This is a genomic window from Aliivibrio sp. EL58, assembly GCF_900312675.1.
Taxonomy (GTDB): Bacteria; Pseudomonadota; Gammaproteobacteria; order Enterobacterales; family Vibrionaceae; genus Aliivibrio.
In genome coordinates, this window is record NZ_OMPC01000009.1 from 276,486 (window position 1) to 292,318 (window position 15,833).

13 protein-coding genes are annotated in these 15,833 nt (G+C 39.7%); 2 read left to right on the plus strand and 11 right to left on the minus strand.

Annotated elements, in window-relative coordinates:
- Positions 1 to 79 precede the first annotated feature (79 nt).
- The 11 genes from lpxD to rpsB all read right to left on the minus strand — a co-directional run bounded on the left by lpxD (position 80) and on the right by rpsB (position 11,951).
- Positions 80 to 1,099, minus strand: coding sequence for a UDP-3-O-(3-hydroxymyristoyl)glucosamine N-acyltransferase (lpxD, locus tag ED622_RS12070; RefSeq protein WP_122034338.1), 1,020 nt, complete (start codon positions 1,097 to 1,099; stop codon positions 80 to 82).
- An 8-nt stretch (positions 1,100 to 1,107) separates the two neighbouring features.
- On the minus strand, positions 1,108 to 1,623 hold the full coding sequence (locus ED622_RS12075) for an OmpH family outer membrane protein (protein WP_122034340.1): 516 nt from the start codon (positions 1,621 to 1,623) through the stop codon (positions 1,108 to 1,110).
- A gap of 73 nt (positions 1,624 to 1,696) precedes the next feature.
- Positions 1,697 to 4,123, minus strand: a complete 2,427-nt coding sequence (gene bamA / locus ED622_RS12080; protein ID WP_122034342.1) for an outer membrane protein assembly factor BamA — start codon at positions 4,121 to 4,123, stop codon at positions 1,697 to 1,699.
- A gap of 29 nt (positions 4,124 to 4,152) precedes the next feature.
- On the minus strand, positions 4,153 to 5,511 hold the full coding sequence (gene rseP, locus ED622_RS12085) for a sigma E protease regulator RseP (RefSeq protein WP_122034345.1): 1,359 nt from the start codon (positions 5,509 to 5,511) through the stop codon (positions 4,153 to 4,155).
- A gap of 2 nt (positions 5,512 to 5,513) precedes the next feature.
- A complete protein-coding gene (gene ispC, locus ED622_RS12090) occupies positions 5,514 to 6,716 on the minus strand; it encodes a 1-deoxy-D-xylulose-5-phosphate reductoisomerase (protein WP_122034347.1) in 1,203 nt (400 codons plus the stop codon).
- 272 nt (positions 6,717 to 6,988) lie between these two features.
- On the minus strand, positions 6,989 to 7,828 hold the full coding sequence (locus ED622_RS12095) for a phosphatidate cytidylyltransferase (RefSeq protein ID WP_122034349.1): 840 nt from the start codon (positions 7,826 to 7,828) through the stop codon (positions 6,989 to 6,991).
- A gap of 3 nt (positions 7,829 to 7,831) precedes the next feature.
- The gene (locus ED622_RS12100; RefSeq protein WP_122034351.1) at positions 7,832 to 8,605 is read right to left on the minus strand and encodes an isoprenyl transferase; all 774 of its coding nucleotides are present in this window, start codon (positions 8,603 to 8,605) and stop codon (positions 7,832 to 7,834) included.
- A 123-nt stretch (positions 8,606 to 8,728) separates the two neighbouring features.
- The gene (gene frr / locus ED622_RS12105; RefSeq protein ID WP_122034353.1) at positions 8,729 to 9,286 is read right to left on the minus strand and encodes a ribosome recycling factor; all 558 of its coding nucleotides are present in this window, start codon (positions 9,284 to 9,286) and stop codon (positions 8,729 to 8,731) included.
- A gap of 35 nt (positions 9,287 to 9,321) precedes the next feature.
- Complete coding sequence (gene pyrH, locus ED622_RS12110) at positions 9,322 to 10,053, minus strand: UMP kinase (RefSeq protein WP_122034355.1); 732 nt, start codon at positions 10,051 to 10,053, stop codon at positions 9,322 to 9,324.
- A gap of 189 nt (positions 10,054 to 10,242) precedes the next feature.
- Positions 10,243 to 11,088 (minus strand): translation elongation factor Ts, encoded by an 846-nt coding sequence (gene tsf / locus ED622_RS12115; RefSeq protein WP_122034357.1) that lies wholly within the window; start codon positions 11,086 to 11,088, stop codon positions 10,243 to 10,245.
- A gap of 134 nt (positions 11,089 to 11,222) precedes the next feature.
- Positions 11,223 to 11,951 carry a 30S ribosomal protein S2 gene (gene rpsB / locus ED622_RS12120; protein WP_122034359.1) on the minus strand — a complete coding sequence of 243 codons (729 nt, stop codon included), beginning with the start codon at positions 11,949 to 11,951 and terminating at the stop codon, positions 11,223 to 11,225.
- 356 nt (positions 11,952 to 12,307) lie between these two features.
- On the opposite strand from rpsB, the gene map reads away from it, so the two are divergent.
- Positions 12,308 to 13,135 carry a type I methionyl aminopeptidase gene (gene map, locus ED622_RS12125; protein ID WP_122034361.1) on the plus strand — a complete coding sequence of 276 codons (828 nt, stop codon included), beginning with the start codon at positions 12,308 to 12,310 and terminating at the stop codon, positions 13,133 to 13,135.
- Between the two features lie 54 nt (positions 13,136 to 13,189).
- A complete protein-coding gene (glnD, locus tag ED622_RS12130) occupies positions 13,190 to 15,811 on the plus strand; it encodes a bifunctional uridylyltransferase/uridylyl-removing protein GlnD (protein ID WP_122034363.1) in 2,622 nt (873 codons plus the stop codon).
- Positions 15,812 to 15,833: the final 22 nt, after the last annotated feature.

Below are 15,833 nucleotides of genomic sequence, written 5' to 3' on the forward strand. Positions count from 1 at the left end.
AAATAGAGTAATAATAGATAGACAAAGGTCTGCAAAATGCAGACCAATACTTATTAATTAGAATGTGACAAAGGGATAACTAATCGACCAGTTTTCTCTCTACTGCCTTTAAGCGCTTGTTCATATCGTCAATCTTATGCACACGCGTTGCGGTTTTACGCCATTCTTTGTTGGTTTGCAGTGGGATACCTGAAGAATACATGCCCTTCTCAGCAATGCCTCTCATAACCATACCCATACCAGTAATGGTAACACCGTCGGTAATTTCAATATGACCGTTGATCACTGAACCACCACCAATAATGCAATGCTTACCAATTTTGGTACTGCCAGCAACAATTGTACCACCAGCCATCGCAGAACCTGATCCGATTTGTACGTTATGTGCTATCTGAATGTGGTTATCAATGATTACATTGCTTTCAATAACAGTATTATCAATCGCACCACGGTCAATTGCCGTATTAGCGCCGATCTCAACATTATCACCAATAATCACAGAACCTAGCTGTGGGATTTTCACCCATGTGCCACGATCATTTGCATAACCAAAGCCATCAGAACCAATGACTGTACCTGCTTGAACAAGACAAGATTCACCAATTTCGACACGATGATAAACAGATACGTTAGCCCATAACTTAGTATTTTTACCAATTTTAGCTTCTTGACCGATAAAACAGCCAGCGCCAATAATCGCACCATCTGCAATAACAGCTTTTGATTCAATAACTGCATTATGACCAATAGCAACACCTTCACCAATCACGGCATCATCAGCAATGAATGCTGACGCTGCAATGTCTTTTGCTGGTGCAGGTGTTGTATCTAACGCTTGCGCTGCTAATGCGAAACCCAAATACGGATCTTTCATTATCAATGCGTTTGATTGGCAAAATTCCACATCTGCTTCTTTAACTATCACAGCAGTGGCTTGGCAATCACCCATTTGCTTACGATATTTAGCATCAGAAAGAAACGTAATGTCCCCTTCACCAGCTTTGCTCATCGAAGCGATAGAATGAACAACAACATCACCATTTCCGTGGACTGTTGCACCTAGTTTTTTTGCCAATTCAGCAAGCGTAATACGAGTCATGTTCAACCTTATTTAATTGCTTTAATTACTTTTTCAGATAGGTTGTCTTCTGGTTTTGCCCAAAGAAGTGTCGCTGCATCAACAACCATATCGTAACCTTCTTTATTTGCTACTTTTTCAACAGTTTGCTGCACTTGCATAATCAATTTCTGACGCTCTTCACCTTGACGACGACGGTTATCTTCATCTAATGCTTGTGCTTTTAATTTGTAATCTGATTGTAGAGAAGCGATCTCACGTTCTAGTTTAGTCTTACCAGATGCACCTAGTAGCTCACCGTCACGTTTGATTGTTTCTACTTTATCTTTGATTTTTGATTCTAAGCTGCGTAGTTCATCAATACGATCTTTAAATTCAGCACGAAGTTTTTCTGAAATAGCTTCACGCTGTGGCATCTGTTGAACGATTTGAGCCATGTTCACATAACCAATTTTAGTTGCTGCTTCTGCTGCATTAGCAAAAAAAGAACCACTTAACATTACTGCGCCTAAAGCGGCTACTTTTACTAATTTTTTCAAAATCATATCCTTACTTGATTATTATTGACCTAAATAGGTTTGTTTTACATTAACACTTTTCTATTAGAGCTATCAATACTTAGAAAGTTCGACCAATGGTGAAACTAAAGAATTCATCATCATCACCTTCATAAATTTTCACAGGTTTCGCCACTGAGAATACCAATGGCCCCATCGGAGACATCCATTGAAGCGCGGCACCGTATGAAGAACGGAAGTTACTTGGGTCAGAATAATCATAGTAGTACTGACTACCACTTGCTATTTGACTGTCACTGTACTGAGCTTCGGTATCCCACACACTTGCCATATCAAAGAACACACTGGTTCGGATCTGACTTTGAGTTTCTTCACCGGCAAACGGAGTTGGTACAATCAATTCAACACTGGCTAGCGCTGTCGCATTACCACCGGTCGAATCATCCGTTACGATATATTCAGGGTTATTACCTCCAGCAGAACCTGAACCTTGGGCGTATACCGCTCTAGGACCTACTGAGTTTGAACCAAAACCACGTAAGGTTGTAAAACCACCTGCATAAAAGTTCTCATAGAATGGATACAGGTTATCATTACCATCGGTTTGACCGTAACCGTTACCATAGCCAGCCTTACCACGCATCAATAAAGCAAATTCATGCTTTTTAGTTAATGGGAAGTATTGGCGCACTTCATATTGTGCTTTAAAGTACTTAGCATCTGAGTTTGGCGTTGATATTTTATATGATGCACGCTGATAGTTACCTGCTGTTGGGAAGTACCCTTTATTCAGGTTATTACGCGTCCACGATAAAGTAATATCAAAGTCGTTTAAGTTTAGCTCATTGTTTTTGTCATCATAAGCATCACCAACTGATTGTTTAAACTTACTTACTTGTTCGTTCTCATCCAAGTTACCGATCTTATTATGAGTATAGCCAACACCAATCTCAAAATAATTCAGCTCATCAAATGGGAAACCCCAGGTTAAACTAGTACCATAACTTTGGTTGGTATAGTCAACAATACCTGCATCTGATGCTTCAAATTCGTTATAGAAAATCTTACCACCTAAACTGACACCATCAAGGTTCCAGTAAGGGTCTCGGTAATCTAAACTGATGTTCTTTTGGTAATCGTTCATCATTGCATTGATACCAACACGGTTACCAGAACCAATGAAGTTATCTTGCTGAAGGCCAACTTGGAAACTTACGCCTGATTCAGTACCGTAACCAACACCGAAGTTAACGCTGCCTGAGTTTGCTTCTTTTACAGAATAAACCAGATCAACTTGATCATCCGAGCCAGGAACACGAATCGTCTGTACATCTACCGTTTCAAAGAAACCAAGACGATTAAGACGATTTTTACCGGTTTCAATTGATTTTGAGTTTAACCAAGCGCTTTCCATCTGACGCATTTCACGACGTAACACTTCATCTTTAGTCGATGTATTACCAACAAACTTGATATCACGAACGTAAATACGGTTACCCGCTTCTACGTTAATGACTAATGATACCGTTTGGTTTTCATCATCAAATTCAGGCATGGTACGAACTTGAGGGTAAGCGTAACCCGCTTCACCTAAGATTCGTTTTACATTTTCTTCTAAGCGAGTAACTGCAGAGCCGTTATAAATATCACCGTCTTCAAAAGTAACTAGCTTTTTAAACTCTTCTTCTTTACCGATTAGCTCGCCTTGAAATTTTACACCACTAACCGTATAAGGAGCGCCTTCTTCAACCGTCAATGCAATATAAACGCCTTTCTTATCTGGCGATATTGATACTTGAGTTGAATCAACTTGGAACTTCAAATAACCGCGATCTAAGTAATATGAACGTAAAGCTTCAATATCACCTGCTAATACTTGTTTTTGGTATTTTTCATCCGCTAAGAAGTTCCACCAAGCAACATCAACACTTAGATTAAAGCGACCAAGCAATTGCTCATCCGTAAAAACTTCATTACCAATAAAGTTAATCTGTTGAATTTTAGCTGATACACCTTCTGTAAATACAAATTTCAAATCGGCACGGTTTCGAGGAAGTGGAGTCACTACCGCGTGTACCGTCGCATTGTATTTACCAACACTGTAATAGAAGTCCTCTAAGCCTTTTTCAATATTGCTTAGTGTCGTTCTATCTAAAGCTTCACCGACACGAATAGAAGAAGCTTCTAAGTTCTGCTGCATCTGCTCTTCTTTAATGGCTTTGTTACCAGAAAAAGAGATGTTTGCGATCGTTGGTCGTTCAGTAACTTTGATCAATAAAGCATTACCATCACGGTATACTTTTACATCTTCAAAGTTACCAGAAGCAAATAGTGCTTGAATGACTTGTGATACATCCTGCTGGCTCATTGAATCGCCAACTCGAACTGGAGTTTTAAGTAATGCAGCACCTAATGCTACACGCTGTAATCCCTCAAAGCGTATGTCATCAACCACAAAAGTTTCTGCGCTCTGCGCTGCTACACTGCTAAAGAGCAATGTAGCAATCAACAATTTTTTCATCGCCATAATACGTTTTATAATTCCCTTGCTACTACTTAAAGGCGCATAAAGTCGTTAAATAAAGCGACAGCCATTAATGACATGATCATTGCTGTACCTACTTTATAACCAATTTCCTGAACTCTTTCCGATACGGGTTTACGTGTAATGCCTTCAATAGCAAAAAAGAGTAAATGTCCGCCATCCAATACCGGAAGAGGTAATAGATTAATAATACCTAAATTAACACTAATTAAAGCTAAAAATCCTAAAAATGATACTAAACCATACTCAGCGGTGGTTCCTGCTCCTTTTGCGATAGAGATAGGGCCACTTAAGTTATTTAAAGCAACATCACCCGTGAATAATTTTTTAGTCATGGTTAATGTTAAATCAATAATACTGCCTGTTTTTTCAATCGCTTTTCCAAACGCAACAAATGGGCCGTACTGTTTTTCATAACGATAGCCTTCAGGCCATTGCTCAAAGACTGGTGAAACGCCAGCAAAGCCGATCACATCGCCTTTAGCATTTTCTTTACTATCTGGTGTTAATGCCAAAGTAGTTTCAACCCCATCACGAAGAACGGTTAATTCAATCGTTTTATTTGGGTTGGCTTGAATAGCATTCACCATCTCTTGCCACTTCGTTAACTGAGTTCCATTAATCGAAACTAAGCTATCTCCAACAAGTAACCCTGATTTTTCAGCGGCACTGTTCGCACTAACATTCGCGATATCAAGCGTCAATTCAGGACGGTAAGGTAAAAAACCTAATGACACCATCGGTGAATCTTTTTCTGGGTCAAATGCCCACTCCGATAAATCAAGATATTTAGTAATATCTACACCAATATTATTTTTATCGCTGTAGGTTACCGTCATTGATTCATCACCGATATGAGAAACAATCGCCATGTTTACCGCTTCCCAATCGGAAGTTTTGATTCCTGAAATGGCTTTTAGTTCCACTCCTGATTCAATTCCTGCTTGAGAAAAAATAGAGTTATCATCAATATGACCGACAACAGGTTTAAGGGCTGTTACTCCGATCATAAAAGCAAGCCAGCATGCAATCACGGCAAAAATAAAGTTTGCGATTGGGCCCGCTGCAACAATAGCGCTTCTTTGCCATAGAGGGCGGTTATTAAAGGCGTGTTTTTTTAGCTCTTCAGGCACATCATCAACACGCTCATCCAGCATTTTCACATAACCACCAAGCGGGATCATTGAAATACTGTATTCAGTGCCATCTTTGCCTTTTTTACTCCAAAGTGCTTTACCGAAACCGATTGAAAACTTCTCAACAATTACACCACAACGGCGCGCAACCCAAAAGTGGCCGTATTCATGCACAGCAACAAGAATGCCTAGTGCAATAATAAATGATGCTAAATTCCATAGAAGTTCTGACATAGTTAAACCTTTTTAATTGCCTCATCGGCATAATGACGCGCCATTCTATCTAGGTCAATCAGGCTTTCCAAGCTATCTAGCTCAAGGTTTTGGAAGTTTGCACAGACTTTGTTCAAAACCAGCTCATTAATTCGAGCGATATCGGTAAATTTAATTTCACCGTTCAAAAAAGCAGCAACAGACTGTTCGTTTGCCGCATTCAAACCAGTCGTCGCATGCTGACCTAAGTAACATGCATCAATAGCTAACTTTAGACATGGATAACGAGAGAAGTCAGGAGTAATAAAACTAAACTCACCGACTTTAGTAAAGTCTAGCGGCTCAACACCCGCATTCACTCTTTCAGGATAAGACATGGTACACGCAATTGGTGTTCTCATATCTGGCAGCCCCATCTGAGCAAGCACAGAGCCATCTTTGTATTGCACCATAGAATGAATGACAGATTGTGGATGAATAACCACTTTCAACTGCTCTTTGCTCGCATTAAATAGCCAGCGAGCTTCAATATACTCTAAGCCTTTATTCATCATTGTTGCTGAATCAACTGAAATTTTAGGTCCCATCGACCAGTTTGGATGGGCAATTGCCATCTCAGGAGTGACCGTTTCAAGTTCACTTACATCGGTATAACGAAAAGGACCACCAGAGCCTGTTAATAAAATAGAGCTAATACCATTAGCATCTAAATCACAACGACCTAGCTTTGCTTGAATTGATTGAGGGAGGCATTGGAATATCGCATTATGCTCACTATCGACCGGAAGTAATTCAGCACCATACTGTTCAACGGCATCAATAAACAGTTGACCAGACATAACTAAAGCTTCTTTATTTGCCAGCAGAATACGTTTACCCGCTTTTACTGCTGACATTGTTGGTAATAGACCTGCAGCACCAACAATAGCGGCCATCACTGTATCAACTTCATCAAGCTGAGCTATATGACACAGGCCCTCTTCACCAGAGAATACTTCAGTCGTTATTTTACGCTCTTTTAGCAGCACTTTTAGATTATCAGCAGCAGTCTTACATGCCATCGCAACGTATTTAGGCTGCCATTCACTGCAAAGTTCTAGCATCTTATCAACATTAGAACCCGCACCCAGAGCCACAATTTCAAATTGATCCACGTTCTGTTTTGCGACTGAAAGTGTACTACTGCCAATTGAGCCCGTAGCGCCTAAAATAGTTAACTTGCGCATAATAAAATTGCCATGATGAGTAAAAGATAGAAAAACGGTAGATAATAATATCTACCGTATAACTTAAAATGAATTAGGTGATATTCATTGCCGAATATCTAATGCCAGCGTATACCAATTCCATTAATTATCTGAACATTATTACTAGTTAAATCACTCAATAGTTGCGTTAAAAATTATTATTGTAGAATAACTACTTATAAGAATTTTTGCCTTACTCTTAAGTGATTTTCCTGCGTAATAAATAGAACATCTAATTAGTTACATTGGTATTAAAAGAAATATAAGAAAGCAAAAACAGGGAATGCCGCAGTTAAGCTATCGATACGATCTAAAATACCACCATGACCAGGAATGATGGTGCCGCTATCTTTAATATCAGATGCACGCTTAAACATGCTTTCTACTAAATCACCTAATACTGAGATGATTATAGTCGCTATAAATATTCCCATCATTGTTGCTGTGCTTTCAAAACGAATATCAAAGGCACTTGCTGCAGCCCAGCCAATAATAATTGCGGTGATAATGCCACCAATTAAACCTTCAATCGTTTTGTTTGGGCTTACCGCTGGTGACATTTTACGTTTACCAAAAGTTTTACCCGCAAAGTAAGCGCCACTATCAGCAGCCCACACTAGTAAACAAACTAATAAGACTAATTTCGCACCATAAAAGTTATCTAGTGCATAACTGTCTGCGCGAAGTAATAGAATACTCCACAAAAATGGGATCATGGTTAACCAACCAAAAAGGTGCTTTAAAAGGAGGTTGTTTTGCCATAATTTCTTACTGCTTGGAAACGTAAGTACGAGTCCTGACGCAACTAACCACCAAATAGTACCAATCAATAGTATCGCTTGGTGTCCATCACTTGGAATCATCAATTCAAGTGTTGATGTAGGAAGTAAAAATAAAGAGGCAGCAAGGGCTGCTACTGAAGGGATTAAAGCAACATAACGTGATTTTGATTCAGTAAACTGAGTCCACTCCCAAAAACCAACCAGAGTAATTGCAGTAATCGCAATTAAGAAGCCTTGCATTGGCAACATGAAAATGCCAGCAATGACTAGAGGGGCTAAGATAAGAGCAGTAATAATGCGCTGTTTCAAACTTTATCGATCCTTTTCGTTCATTAGAGCTTGGATTTGTTCACCCGTACAACCAAATCGTCTTTCTCGACTTACAAACCAAGCAACAGCATCTGCTAAGCTTTGTTCATTAAAGTCAGGCCAATATTGGTCGGTGAAATAGAACTCAGCATACGCCATTTGCCACAACATAAAGTTGCTAATACGACATTCACCACTGGTTCTTATCATCAAATCCACATCAGGCAAATCTGACATTGTCAGCTTAGAAGCAATCATTGCTTCATCTATATTATCTGCCTGTAAATTACCTTGCTCTACTTGATAAGCAAGACGTTTAACTGCTTGGGTAATATCCCACTTGCCGCCATAGTTTGCAGCAACATTTAACACTAAACCTGAATTTTCACAGGTTAATGCTTCAGCATCCACAATCTTCTTTTGAAGACGAGAGCTAAATTGAGAAGTATCACCTATCACACGTAATTGAATATTATTTTTATGAAGACGTTTTACCTCACGAGAAAGTACCGTGATAAACAACTCCATAAGAACGCTAACTTCTTCTTCGGGACGGCGCCAATTTTCACTGCTAAAAGCAAAAAGTGTAATCGCATTGATGCCTAATTTACTCGCCGCTGATATGGTTTTTCTCACCGCGTCAACACCGGCTTTATGACCAAATACACGAGGTTTTCCCTGAGCTTTCGCCCAACGTCCATTACCATCCATAATTACCGCAATATGTTTTGGTAATACATCAAATGATAAAAACTCGCTGTTAGTTGGACTGGTCATATAACTCCCTTAAAAATAAAAGCGCTGATGTCTACACACAGCGCTTCTTATCGTGTTCATCGCCGATATCATATCATTAATTAAATGAAAAAATCAGTCTGAACAATGAGTAATAAAAGTAAATTATACTTCCATTAACTCTTTTTCTTTAACTGCAAGTACTTCATCAATGCTCTTCACTGCAATATCAGTTAGCTTTTGAATGTCGTCTTGTGTTCTGCGATCGTCATCTTCAGAGATTTCTTTATCTTTAAGAAGACCTTTAACATCACCGTTTGCATCACGACGAATATTACGAACAGCAACACGAGCACCTTCAGCTTCGCCACGTACGATCTTAACAAGATCTTTACGACGCTCTTCTGTTAGCGGTGGAAGTGGCACACGAATCACAGTACCAGCAGACATTGGGTTTAAACCAAGGTCTGACATCATGATCGCTTTTTCAACAAGACCAGCAAGTTCTTTATCAAAAACAGTAATTGCAAGAGTACGTGAATCTTCAGCAATAATGTTAGCTACTTGATTGATTGGTGTTCTTGCACCGTAATACTCAACACTAAGGCCAGATAGTAGGCTTGGGTGAGCACGGCCTGTACGAATTTTTAACAGGTTATTTTTAAGTGCTTCAACACTTTTTTCCATACGCTCTTGAGCGTCTTTTTTGATTTCGTTAATCACAACTTCACCTTAATTGTTATTTTTATTTCGGACGATTATTTAGCGCTACTGATTAAAGTACCTTCAGTTTCACCCATAACAACACGACGTAATGCACCAGGTTTGTTCATATTGAACACACGAATAGGCATTTCATGGTCACGTGCCAGAGTAAATGCAGCTAAGTCCATAACTTTTAATTCTTTTTCAAGAACAGTGTTGTAATCCAGTTTATCATATAATTCTGCATCAGGGTTAGATACTGGATCTGCAGTAAACACACCATCTACTTTGGTTGCTTTTAATACTACGTCTGCTTCGATTTCAATACCACGTAAACACGCAGCTGAATCTGTCGTAAAGAATGGATTACCAGTACCTGCAGAGAAAATCACTACACGGCCTTGACGAAGCTGAGCAATAGCATCAGCCCAGTTGTAATCGTCACACACACCTTTAAGAGGAATTGCAGACATTACACGAGCATTAACGTAAGCACGGTGAAGCGCATCACGCATTGCCAAACCATTCATTACGGTTGCTAGCATACCCATGTGATCACCTACAACGCGGTTCATGCCAGCTTCAGCAAGACCTGCGCCACGGAAAAGGTTACCACCACCGATTACAACACCAACTTGTACGCCAAGTTCAATCAGTTCTTTTACTTCTTGAGCCATACGCTCAAGTGTTGCAGGGTCAATACCAAAACCCTCTTCGCCTTGAAGTGCTTCACCACTAAGTTTCAATAGAATACGCTGATATACTGGTTTCGGGTTCGTCGTCATGGTTCTTACCTTTTCACTAAGAGTTGTCGAAATAACTGTAGCCATTTGATATTAAATGTATTTCTGTAAAAGCAAATGGCTACAACTATCGTTTAATGTAATACAAGAGGCATTAAAACTAAGTTGATTCTTTATTCACAAAAAGACCGCAGCATGGCCACGGTCTTTTTTATCAACAATACGAAAGGATTAACCTTTTTGTACTGCAGCTACTTCGTCAGCAAAGCTCATTTCAGCCGCTTTCTCGATACCTTCACCAACTTCTAGACGTACGAAGTTAGATACTGATGCGCCTTTTTCTTTAAGAACTTCAGCAACAGTTTTCTTAGGTTCCATGATGAAAGCTTGACCTGTTAGAGAAACTTCGCCCGTGAATTTCTTCATACGGCCGATAACCATTTTCTCAGCGATTTCTTGAGGTTTGCCTTCGTTCATAGCGATTTCAACTTGAACAGCTTGCTCTTTTTCTACTACTTCAGCAGGTACGTCAGATGGGTTAACGTACTCAGGCTTAGAAGCAGCAACGTGCATAGCGATGTGCTTAAGTGTTTCAACTTCGCCTTCACCAGCAACAACAACACCGATTTTCTCGCCGTGACGGTAAGAAGCTAGTGCAGCACCTTCAACAAGTTGAACGCGACGGATGCTGATGTTTTCGCCAATTTTAGTAACTAGAGCGATACGAGTATCTTCAAATTTAGCTTGAAGAGCTTCGATTTCTAGACGCTCAGCTAAAGCTGCTTCAGCAACTTCGTTAGCAAATGCTAGGAAACCTGAATCTTTAGCAACGAAGTCAGTTTGACAGTTAACTTCAAGAAGAACGGCAACGCCAGCTTCTTCTTTAATAATGATTGTGCCTTCAGCAGCGATGTTGCCTGCTTTTTTAGCCGCTTTTGCTGCGCCAGATTTACGCATGTTTTCGATTGCTAGCTCGATGTCGCCTTCAGCTTCAACAAGTGCTTTCTTACATTCCATCATACCAGCAGCAGTACGTTCACGAAGTTCTTTAACTAGAGCAGCAGTTACAGTTGCCATTCTCAATTCCTCAATATAAATAGGTATAAAAGTTAAAAATCAGGGGCCAAATTGGGCCCCTGCTAACTATATTTAGTTTACTACGAAACTAAAAGACTCACTAGGAGCAAATAATAATTCGACGAGTCGAAAAATTACTCAGCTTCTACGAAACCGTCTTTTTCAGCTACAGCTGCAACGTCTTGGTTACGACCAGACTTTACAGAATCAGCAGCAGCGTTCAGGTAAAGTTGGATAGCGCGGATTGCGTCATCGTTACCTGGGATAATGTAGTCAACGCCATCTGGGTTTGAGTTAGTATCAACAACAGCAAATACTGGGATACCTAGGTTGTTTGCTTCTTTAACTGCAATGTGCTCATGGTCAGCATCGATAACAAATAACGCGTCTGGAAGACCGTTCATGTTTTTGATACCACCTAGAGATTTCTCTAGTTTTTCCATGCTACGTGTACGCATAAGCGCTTCTTTCTTAGTGATTTGCTCGAAAGTACCGTCTTGAGCTTGAACTTCAAACTCTTTTAAACGCTTGATAGACTGACGAACAGTTTTAAAGTTAGTAAGCATGCCGCCTAACCAACGGTTGTTCACGTAGTACTGGTCACTGTTGATTGCAGCTTCTTTAACAGCTTCAGATGCAGCGCGCTTAGTACCAACGAAAAGAACCTTACCTTTTTTGCTACCGATTTTAGCAAGTTCAGCTAAAGCTTCGTTGAACATAGGTACAGTTTTTTCTAAGTTGATGATATGAACTTTGTTACGAGCACCAAAGATGAATGGCTTCATTTTTGGGTTCCAGTAACGAGTTTGGTGACCGAAGTGAACACCAGCTTTAAGCATATCGCGCATTGATACAGTTGCCATTTGAGAATTCCTCTATTAAATGGGGTTAAGCCTCCACATACCCCGCTTGTAATCCGACCCTAACCATTTGATTGAAACAATCAAAAAATTGAGCACCCCGGACAGCGTGACGGTATGTGTGTGATTTAAAATTAAAGTATAGTCGGTATTGAGAACAAATTGTTCATCAATCCGGCGCGCTTTATACCATAAAAACGCCGCTAAAATCTACTATTTTCAAAAAAATCATTCTTAATTCCTTTGAAAGAAGAATTATTTTTCATTCTTCTTCATATTGAAAGATAAACACAGCCTAGGTAAACTAAGAACAATTATCGTTTAACCAGAACGATTTATTTCTAGATAGAGAAAAGCCCATGTCAGTAAATATTAAAAACGCTGCAGAAATTGAAAAAATGCGCGTTGCCGGCCAATTAGCCGCAGAAGTACTTGAAATGATTGAACCCTTCGTAAAAGCAGGGGTAACAACAGAAGAACTTGATCAAATTTGCCACAAGCATATTACTGAAGTACAAGGTGCTATTCCTGCACCACTGAACTACCATGGTTTTCCTAAATCTATTTGTACCTCAATCAATCACATTGTGTGTCACGGTATTCCAGCAACACAAGATGAGCAATACAATGGTTTTACTAAACCAGCAGTACTAAAAGATGGCGATATTCTTAATATCGACATCACAGTAATCAAAGATGGTTACCACGGCGATACTTCAAAAATGTTTTTGATTGGTGACGTTAGCTCTACAGATAAGCGTCTATGCTTAATTGCACAAGAAAGCCTGTATGTAGGTATGCGTAAAGTAAAACCTGGTGTAAAACTGGGTGAAATTGGTACTGCTATTCAAAAATACATCAAGGGAACAACACCAAAATGCTCTATCGTTCGTGATTACTGTGGTCACGGCATTGGTGCAAAATTCCATGAAGAACCACAAGTTGTTCACTACAAAAACAGCGATCGTACTGTATTAAAAGCAGGCATGACCTTCACTATCGAACCAATGATTAACCTAGGTAAATTTGGTTGTCTTCAAGATGATAACGATGGTTGGACTGTTTATACTGGTGACGGTAAAAATACCGCTCAGTGGGAACATACCATTTTAGTCACTGAAACTGGTTGCGAAGTATTAACCCTTCGCGCAGAGGAAACTATTCCTCGCCATATGAAAAACAAATAATAAACATAAACAGAAGGCTTCGGTCTTCTGTTTTTTTTATCAGCAGGGATTGCTATGAAATACACATCGCCTCTTGCTTTATCTGATCAGCAACTCACAATTACTGAATTAAAACAGCAACTCACTCTTTTCTCTCAACATCAAACGGATTGCTTTCACCAAAGCCTACTTGTTTCAGAGTTGGTTCTTCAGCGTGCCACCTATTTCGATCAGTTACTTTCACGTTTATGGCTATTTTTTAAATTTAATGATTCACCTAACTCCTCACTGATTGCTGTTGGTGGTTATGGCCGTAGTGAGCTTCATCCTCTATCTGATATTGATATCCTTATCTTAACCAGCGATGCCACTAGCGATGATTTTTGTCAAAAAGTCAGTAACTTCGTCACGTTACTGTGGGATTTAAAACTAGAAATTGGCCATAGCGTTCGTTCATTATCAGAATGCATAGAGATTGGAAAAAATGATTTAACCGTAGCAACCAACCTGCAGGAAGCTCGTTTAATCTGTGGCAATGAAGAACTGGCTCATCAATTAAAATTAAACATTCATTCTGATAGCTTTTGGCCAAGTGAATCTTTTTATCAAGCCAAAATTGAAGAACAAAAAAAACGCCACCGACGCTATCACGATACGACCTATAATTTAGAACCAGACATAAAATCAAGTCCGGGTGGATTACGAGATATTCATACCCTAAGTTGGATTGCTCGACGTCATTTTGGGGCAACTTCTTTACTTGAGATGAGCCAAGCTGGTTTTTTAACCGATGCTGAATACCGAGAACTATTAGAATGCCAAGAATTTTTATGGCGGGTAAGGTTTGCTCTGCATATAGAACTAAAACGGTATGACAATCGCCTGACTTTTGGCCATCAACCACAAGTTGCTGAGCATTTAGGCTTTATTGGTGAGGGAAATCGTGGTGTTGAGCGCATGATGAAGGAGTTTTATCGAACCCTACGTCGTGTCGCGGAGCTCAATAGTATGCTTCTGAAAATTTTTGACCTTGCTATTATTAACCAAGGCGAGCAAGAAAAAGCCATTATTATTAATGATGATTTTCAACGGCGTGGTCGGTTCATTGAAGCAAGAAAACCAGCCTTATTTCAAGCTCGTCCTGACACTATTCTTGATATGTTCTTGCTCATGGCAAATGACTCATCTATTGAAGGCGTTGCTCCACCAACAATGCGACAACTACGTACGGCTCGCCGACGATTAAATCGTTTTTTATGTGATATACCTGAAGCTCGTGACAAATTCATTCAACTAACACAGCACCCTAACGCTCTTCATAAAGCCTTTAGCTCTATGCATAAGTTAGGTGTACTTTCAGCCTACTTACCTCAATGGAGTCACATTGTAGGACAGATGCAATTTGATTTGTTCCATGCTTATACTGTTGATGAACACAGTATCCGTTTGCTAAAGCATATTAATACATTTTTGGATTCAGAAAATAGACAAAAACACCCCATTTGCTGTGAAGTTTATCCAAAGATAATCAAAAAAGAATTATTGATTATTGCCGCCATTTTTCATGATATAGCAAAAGGGCGAGGAGGAGATCACTCTGAATTAGGTGCTATTGATGCTTATGAATTCTGTATTACTCATGGGTTATCGAAACCTGAAGCTAATTTAGTCTCTTGGTTAGTTAAGAGTCACTTACTGATGTCTGTTACCGCTCAACGCCGCGATATTTATGATCCCGACGTTATTACAGAGTTTGCTAAACAGGTTCGAGATGAAGAGCGATTAGATTACTTAGTCTGTCTGACTGTTGCTGATATTTGTGCAACTAACCCTGATCTTTGGAACAGTTGGAAACGCTCTCTCATTGCCGATTTATACAACGCTACTCAAAGAGCATTACGTCGAGGATTAGAGAATCCACCCGACATGCGTGATCGTATCCGCCATAATCAATACATGGCTTCAGCGCAATTACGCAGTGAAGGGTTTACTCAATGGGAAATTGAAGATTTATGGCGTCGCTTTAAAGCTGATTATTTTTTACGTCATACTCACCAACAAATTGCGTGGCACAGCAGTAATCTGCTTCGCCACTTAGATAAAAAGTCATCACTAATATTAGTCAGTAAAAATGCAGCTCGTGGTGGTACTGAAATTTTCATTTACAGTAAAGACAAAGCTCACTTATTTGCAACCGTTGCAGCAGAACTCGATAGACGTAGTATTACCATCTATGACGCTCAGATCATGTCGAGTAAAGATGGCTATGCTCTAGATACCTTCATGGTTCTGGATCAGAACGATGAACCAATAGATGAAGAGAGACAACAGCGCTTAATTGAGCAATTGTATGCGGTTGAGCTTGAAACCCAAGAAAGTCACATTAAAACCCGTCGCCCACCACGTCAATTACAACATTTTACGGTAAAAACTCGCATGGAGTTCTTACCAACAAAAACTGGTAAGCGTACCTTGATGGAATTTGTTGCCTTAGACACACCAGGATTATTGGCAACCGTTGGAGCGACTTTTGCACAGCTAGGCGTGAATCTTCATGCCGCAAAAATTACGACTATCGGAGAAAGAGCGGAGGATTTATTTATTCTTACCTCTGACATAGGTGGTCGATTAGATGATGAAAAACAAGCTGAACTAAAGGCCGCATTAATTGAGAATGTCGATAATCTAATTAATTGATATTTATAAATGAAAGTGAGTG